Origin of the sequence: Crocosphaera watsonii WH 8501 (assembly GCF_000167195.1) — a bacterium.
In the GTDB taxonomy this organism is placed as follows: Bacteria; Cyanobacteriota; Cyanobacteriia; order Cyanobacteriales; family Microcystaceae; genus Crocosphaera; species Crocosphaera watsonii.
Map to the genome: position 1 here is coordinate 1 of NZ_AADV02000206.1, position 6,653 is coordinate 6,653.

The 6,653-nt window shown below is 39.0% G+C and carries 4 protein-coding genes and 3 pseudogenes; 5 read left to right on the forward strand and 2 right to left on the reverse strand.

The annotated features are described in order from the left end of the window. Positions 1–58: 58 nt before the first annotated feature. Positions 59–658: pseudogene (locus CWATDRAFT_RS28700) on the reverse strand (transposase); the annotation flags it as partial. Positions 659–793: 135 nt separating this feature from the next. On the opposite strand from CWATDRAFT_RS28700, the pseudogene CWATDRAFT_RS28705 reads away from it, so the two are divergent. The 5 genes and pseudogenes from CWATDRAFT_RS28705 to CWATDRAFT_RS34915 form a co-directional block, all read left to right on the forward strand. After that, a pseudogene (locus CWATDRAFT_RS28705) lies at positions 794–3,196 on the forward strand (hybrid sensor histidine kinase/response regulator); the annotation flags it as partial. Positions 3,197–3,327: 131 nt separating this feature from the next. Next, positions 3,328–3,696, forward strand: coding sequence for a photosystem II complex extrinsic protein PsbU (gene psbU / locus CWATDRAFT_RS28710; protein WP_007313186.1), 369 nt, complete (start codon positions 3,328–3,330; stop codon positions 3,694–3,696). Between the two features lie 225 nt (positions 3,697–3,921). Then, positions 3,922–4,425 carry a hypothetical protein gene (locus CWATDRAFT_RS28715; protein WP_007313187.1) on the forward strand — a complete coding sequence of 168 codons (504 nt, stop codon included), beginning with the start codon at positions 3,922–3,924 and terminating at the stop codon, positions 4,423–4,425. 165 nt (positions 4,426–4,590) lie between these two features. Beyond that, a complete protein-coding gene (locus CWATDRAFT_RS37840; RefSeq protein ID WP_157134200.1) occupies positions 4,591–4,743 on the forward strand; it encodes a hypothetical protein in 153 nt (50 codons plus the stop codon). Between the two features lie 135 nt (positions 4,744–4,878). Then, positions 4,879–6,406 (forward strand): IS5-like element ISCwa2 family transposase gene (locus CWATDRAFT_RS34915; RefSeq protein ID WP_085961771.1). Its coding sequence is split into 2 segments (ribosomal slippage): positions 4,879–4,950 and positions 4,952–6,406, totalling 1,527 coding nucleotides; the frame shifts between segments, so codons are not numbered across the junction. Between the two features lie 39 nt (positions 6,407–6,445). Here the strand turns inward: CWATDRAFT_RS34915 and CWATDRAFT_RS34920 are convergent. Continuing rightward, positions 6,446–6,622, reverse strand: a pseudogene (locus CWATDRAFT_RS34920) (FAD-binding domain-containing protein); the annotation flags it as partial. Positions 6,623–6,653 lie beyond the last annotated feature (31 nt).

Consider the following 6,653-nt stretch of genomic DNA (forward strand, 5'->3'; position numbering starts at 1 on the left):
CAGAAGACGGCAGTGCAGCTTGATGCTGCGTGTCGATCTAGAGGATCCCTTCTCAATTTACTCTTAATGGTGTATAAAGATTATCTATTATTCTTTCTGTCTCAATTCTGGCTTGATTTAATATGCCTAAATCCGTTGGGTATTTGATGTCTGCTGGCGCACAAGTCGCATCTAAAATTAGTTTACCTTTATTTTTTATTTTTTCTCCTTTTTCTTGGAGATAATCCTTTTTTTTTACTTCTTTATCACTCTTGTCTATTTCTCTTTTTACTATTTTTTTATTGATTTTGTTTATCAATTCTCCATCAATTCTTTTCCTAAAATGAACTAGCATTGAAGATTCCAGTGGTGGCTCTTGTTGATAACAATTTAAACCTATAAAGTATTGTAGATAGGGATTTTCTCTAATCTGTTCTATAGTTTCTCTATCACTTGTTCCTAATTTTTCCTTAATAATTAATGTCCCTAATGCCATTCTAAATAGTTTGGCTGGCGCACCTTTTTCTGCTGAAAAAAGTTTAGCATATTCTTCCTCAAAATCATCCCAAGGTATCAACTCTGCCATGATTACCCAACGATTATTGGGGGACAATTTGCCCTCGAAAGGTAATTCAAATTTTTCTGGGGGCGGTAAAGGTTGCTCCTCTTTTCGATACATTTGTTCTTGACCAACAACTGGGAGGTGTTTCTACCAATTATAGCGGTTTGTAGCCGACAAAGCTGATCTTTTTTGCGATCGCGAATATGGGTGTAACCTTTTAAAGAATAGGGTTTTGCTTTTATTCAGCAAACCCTAATTGGGGAATTGGTAGTTAAACGTAACAGTTTAGAACAGGATCAAGAAAGACTCAGACAATTCTTAGATAACCTCCTCAACCAAGTCCATAACCTCAGTGACGTGGGGGGACGAATGCAAGATTTATACGAACGAACCCTACTCGAAGGAGCTTTATTAGCCAGTCGGGGTCAAGGCCGTAGTGGGCAGCCAGATATCTTAGGATTGAAAAATAATAACCACAACAACCAGGTTAACCTAGATAATAACGAAAACGATAAAGATTTAGATGCCCTAGAAATGGACCGCTTTACTGGCTTCCATCTGCTCTCCCAAGAGATGATCGAACTGATTGTTAGAGTCAGGGAGTCAGCGTCTGACATTCAGTTTTTAGTAGATGAGACCGAACAAGTTGCCCGGAACCTGCGACAAGTGACCACCCAGTTGCAAGAAGGGATGACCAAATCTCGCATGGTTCCCTTTGCGAACACCGCCGATCGCTTACCCCGTGCCATTCGGGAAATTTCCAGGAAATTACAAAAACAAGCCAAACTGCTAGTGGAAGGGCGAGACGTTCTCATCGATAAGATGATTCTCGAACAACTTTACGATCCCATGACCCATTTGGTTAATAATGCCATTACTCACGGTATTGAAGAACCAGCAGTTAGACAAAAACAAGGTAAACCCAAAGAAGGGCAAATACAATTACAGGCTTTTCTCCAAGGAAATCAAACGGTGATCACCGTTGCCGATGATGGGGGTGGTATCGATGCGGAAAGGGTTAAACGAAAAGCCATCGAAAAAGGTCTGATTACCCATGAAGAAGCCAATATCCTCTCAGAAACAGAAATTTATGACTTTCTCTTCCATCCAGGGTTCAGTACCCGTGATAAAGCCGATGACTTTGCCGGTCGTGGGGTTGGTTTAGATGTGGTTCGCACCAGTTTACGAGACATTAGGGGGTCTGTGAATATTGACTCCACCCGTGGCAAAGGTACTACCTTTACCATTCGTCTACCCCTAACCCTCAGTATTAGTAAAGCCCTCTGTTGTATAAGCGATCGCGCCCGTATTGCCTTTCCTATGGATGGGGTAGAAGACATGAAAGATTATCTACCCAGAGACTTAGTAGAAGATGAAACCGGACAACAGTTCGTGGTTTGGAATAGTCAACGTCTGCCGGTTTATACCCTCAAAGACCTGTTGTCCTATAATCGGAAGTTGGGTCGTAGTAGCGTTTATGGGGGTAAACACGAAGAAGATACAGTATCTTTACTTATTTTAAGAGGTGCCGGAAGCTTACTGGCCATACAAGTGGATCAGGTGATCGGAGAGCAAGAAATTGTTATTAAACAAATCGAGGGACCCATTCCTAAACCTGCAGGTATTGCTGGAGCGACGGTACTGGGTGATGGAACCATTATGCCCATCGGGGATGTTCTCGAACTGATCGCCATTGCCCAAGGAAGGTTACGTACCGATAGCGGTAATGGCCTCTGGCAGAAGAGGGATAAAGCCTTTGAAACCTGGACAGGAGAACAGAGTGAACCTACTGTATTGATTGTAGATGATTCGATTACAGTACGAGAATTATTATCTTTGAGCTTTAGTAAGTCAGGCTATCGAGTGGAACAGGCTCGGGATGGTCAAGAAGCTTGGGAAAAACTTCGTTCTGGACTACCTTGTGATCTCGTCTTCTGTGATATTGAAATGCCCCGGATGAATGGGTTAGAGTTCTTATCCAATATACAAAAAGAACCCGGACTTTCTTCCTTACCTGTAGCCCTATTGACCTCCCGTGGGGCTGATCGCCATCGGAAAGTGGCTGCTAAACTCGGCGCAACGGCTTACTTTACAAAACCTTGTCCGGATCAAACTCTCTTAAATGCAGCCGAACGGATGCTATCGGGAGAAATTTTATTATCCGGTAGCACTAAAAAACCCATACCTAAAACCTCACTAAGGTCTGATTCCCAAGCAAGTTTGACCGATGAGCAACCTTCTTCTTCTGATAGTAACCTAGTATTAATTATTGATGACTCGGTTATGGTTCGAGAAATGTTATCCATGAGCTTTAGTAAGGCCGGGTATGAGGTAGAACAGGCCAGAGACGGTCAAGAAGCCTGGGAAAAATTACGGGGGGGATTATCTTGTGCTTTGATTCTCTGTGATATCGAAATGCCCAGAATGACAGGGTTAGAATTGTTATCTCGTCTCCAAGAAGATAAGAGGCTTTCTGCCATTCCTATTGCCATGATTACTTCCCGTGGAGCGCAGAAAATGCAGCGTATCGCAGCGGAACGAGGTGCTAAGGGGTATTTTGTTAAGCCTTACATCGAAGAAGTGTTATTAGATGCTGCTAAACGCTTAATCGCTGGAGAAGTTTTACTGGAAGTCAACAGTTTGGTAGAGCAATAAAGACACAAACTAAGCTATCATAGTTCCTGAAGCAGCTTAAGATTGTCTAAAATTTTTTCGCACTGATCAAGGCTATTCCCGTCAATCATGTCCATAATACGTCAACACACATTTTTAGGAGAATAATGGTAATGAAAACTCTTGTTCGTCTTTTTGCTATTTTAATGGTACTAATAAGTTCCGTGGGTTTTGTAGGTTCCGCTGTTGCGGCTAATTTAAACCCAGTCGATGCTAAGTTAACCACAGAATTTGGGCAAAAAATTGACTTAAATAACGATCATATTCGCAAGTTTCGTGATCTTCGTGGGTTCTATCCCAACTTGGCCTCTAAAATTATCAATAACGCCCCTTATGATAGCGTAGAAGAGGTCTTAGAAATTCCTGGACTCAGCGAAAGACAAAAACAGCGTTTAGAAGCTAATTTCGATCAGTTTGTGGTAACACCTCCTGCTGATGAATTAATCGAAGGTGGCGATCGATTGAATCCCGGACTCTACTAAACTATCCCTCTGCTTGAAGTAACCCAACTTCAGCTAAGCAAGTTGGGTTACTTCACATCCCTAAGCTGTGCAGGATGAGGGAATTCTGCTTAACCCACTTCTTGAAATTGTGGGTATTTTTTTGTGCAATACCCACAATTTCGGAAAAATTATTAAAGAAAGTTCAATAAGTGAGAAACCTTTGCTAGAATAGCAGACGATTATTTGCAGTCTACGAGAAAATCTTTGAGTCAATCAATTGATATTCCTAATTTAGATACTTTGGCGCAGGAACTCGCTGCTATACAGCAAACAGGTTCAAAACGTATTGCCTTATTGGGTTCGCGCCACGTTCCCATAACTCATCAACAGTTAATCGAAATGATGAGTTATGCCCTTGTGTTAGGTGGTAACCGCTTGATGACATCCGGTGCAACAGGAACCAATGCAGCCGCTATTAAAGGGGCAATGCGGGCTGATCCCAACCTGTTAACGGTAATTTTACCCCAAAGTTTGAGCAAGCAGCCTAGAGAGTCAAAAGAACAACTAGAGAGGGTCATTCATTTAGTAGAAAACCCCGAAAATGATGGGTTATCTTTGGGAGAAGCTAGTGCTTTATGCAACCGAGAAATTGTTTCCCGTTGTCAGCAGTTAATTTGTTTTGCCTTTCATGATAGTCATACTTTGTTACAAACTTGCGAAGAGGCAGAAGAACAAAGAAAGTTGGTAACTTTATTCTATTTTGATTAATTAGTAACCTGATTTTCACATAAAACATTGGCTATTTTTCATAGCTGAGTATTTTTCAGTGAGAGTTCTATAATGTGTAGTAGGGGGTTAATTAGATTAGTCCCCTGCTGTTTTGAGTGATGAAATATAATAGGGATAGTTAGTATTATCTAGAGGTATAAAACAGTGACAGAAAGAGAGTTTTCTACAATTATTGACAAAATTACTGTATTAACTGAAAAAGTAGAATTTTATTCAGAAAAATTAGATTTATATAAGCAGGTTTCCGATGAAAAAAATGCCCTGCTCCAAAAATCTACTGAAGAGATAATTAATTAGGGTTTGCTGAATAAAAGCAAAACCCTATTCTTTAAAAGGTTACACCCATATTCGCGATCGCAAAAAAGATCAGCTTTGTCGGCTACAAACCGCTATAATTGGTAGAAACACCTCCCAGTTGTTGCTCAAGAACAAATGTATCGAAAAGAGGAGCAACCTTTACCGCCCCCAGAAAAATTTGAATTACCTTTCGAGGGCAAATTGTCACCCCAATAATCGTTGGGTAATCATGGCAGAGTTGATACCTTGGGATGATTTTGAGGAAGAATATGCTAAACTTTTTTCAGCAGAAAAAGGTGCGCCAGCCAAACTATTTAGAATGGCATTAGGGACATTAATTATTAAGGAAAAATTAGGAACAAGTGATAGAGAAACTATAGAACAGATTAGAGAAAATCCCTATCTACAATACTTTATAGGTTTAAATTGTTATCAACAAGAGCCACCACTGGAATCTTCAATGCTAGTTCATTTTAGGAAAAGAATTGATGGAGAATTGATAAACAAAATCAATAAAAAAATAGTAAAAAGAGAAATAGACAAGAGTGATAAAGAAGTAAAAAAAAAGGATTGTCTCCAAGAAAAAGGAGAAAAAATAAAAAATAAAGGTAAACTAATTTTAGATGCGACTTGTGCGCCAGCAGACATCAAATACCCAACGGATTTAGGCATATTAAATCAAGCCAGAATTGAGACAAAAAGAATAATAGATAATCTTTATAAACCATTAAGAGTAAAATTGAGAAAAAAGCCGAGAACTTCTAGAAAAATTGCTAGAAAGGAATACTTAAAAGTAGCTAAAAAACGAAAAGTATCTTATCAAGAAAGAAGAAAAGCTATCGGGAAACAGTTAAAATACCTTAAGAAAAATTTAGGAAATATAGAAGACTTAATTCAAGCTGGGGCTTCCCTGGAAAATCTGAGTAAAAGACAGAAAAATTGTCTAGAGACTATCAAAAAAGTTTATGAACAACAACAGTCAATGTGGGAGAATAAGACCCAGAGTGTTCCTCAAAGAATTGTAAGTTTAACTCAACCGCATATTCGTCCAATAGTGAGGGGAAAAGCAGGAAAACCAATAGAGTTTGGAGCTAAACTCTCAGTAAGCTGTGTAGATAACTATGTGTTTCTAGACAAAATAAGTTTGGAAAACTTCAATGAATCTTGTCATTTTAAAGAACAAGTAGAAAAGTATAAAGAAACGTTTGGCTATTATCCCGAATCCGTCCATGTAGATAAAATTTATCGAACTAGGGAAAACAGAAATTGGTGTAAGGAAAGAGGGATAAGAATCAGTGGTCCGAAGTTAGGAAGACCTCCGAAAAATGTCAGTGAAGAAGAAAAGAAACAAGCCCACTCCGATGAATGCTTCCGTAATGCTATTGAGGGAAAGTTTGGACAAGCTAAACGAAGATTTAGCCTAAATCTCGTGATGACAAAACTCCCTGAAACCTCCATTACATCTATTGCTATTACATTTTTAGTTGTCAATCTTTCTAAACTTCTGAGGCAGTTTTTGTCGCTTTTTTTGTCCTTATTTACTAATAATAGAACAGGGGAACTCATCAAACCGCCTTTCATTAATTTTGATTATACTTTAAACAATTTTTATGTACTAAAACTTATTGATTTGTCAGAAAATTCTTGGTCAAAAGTGGCATAAATTTTGGAGAAACTTTTTCAGCAAACCCTAATTAACTAACTAATTTTTAATCTGTTTATATCGTTCTTTAAACTCTCGTTGTTGCTGTTTATGATCGACAATAGGTTGAAGATAACCACAACTATGCGCTTCTAAAGGTGGTATTTTTCCGGTTACTAAATATTCTGTATCAAGAGAACTTATTTCAGGAACCCATAAACGAATGTACTCCCCATCAGTGACCTATGTGTGCGTACGACTGAGTCCC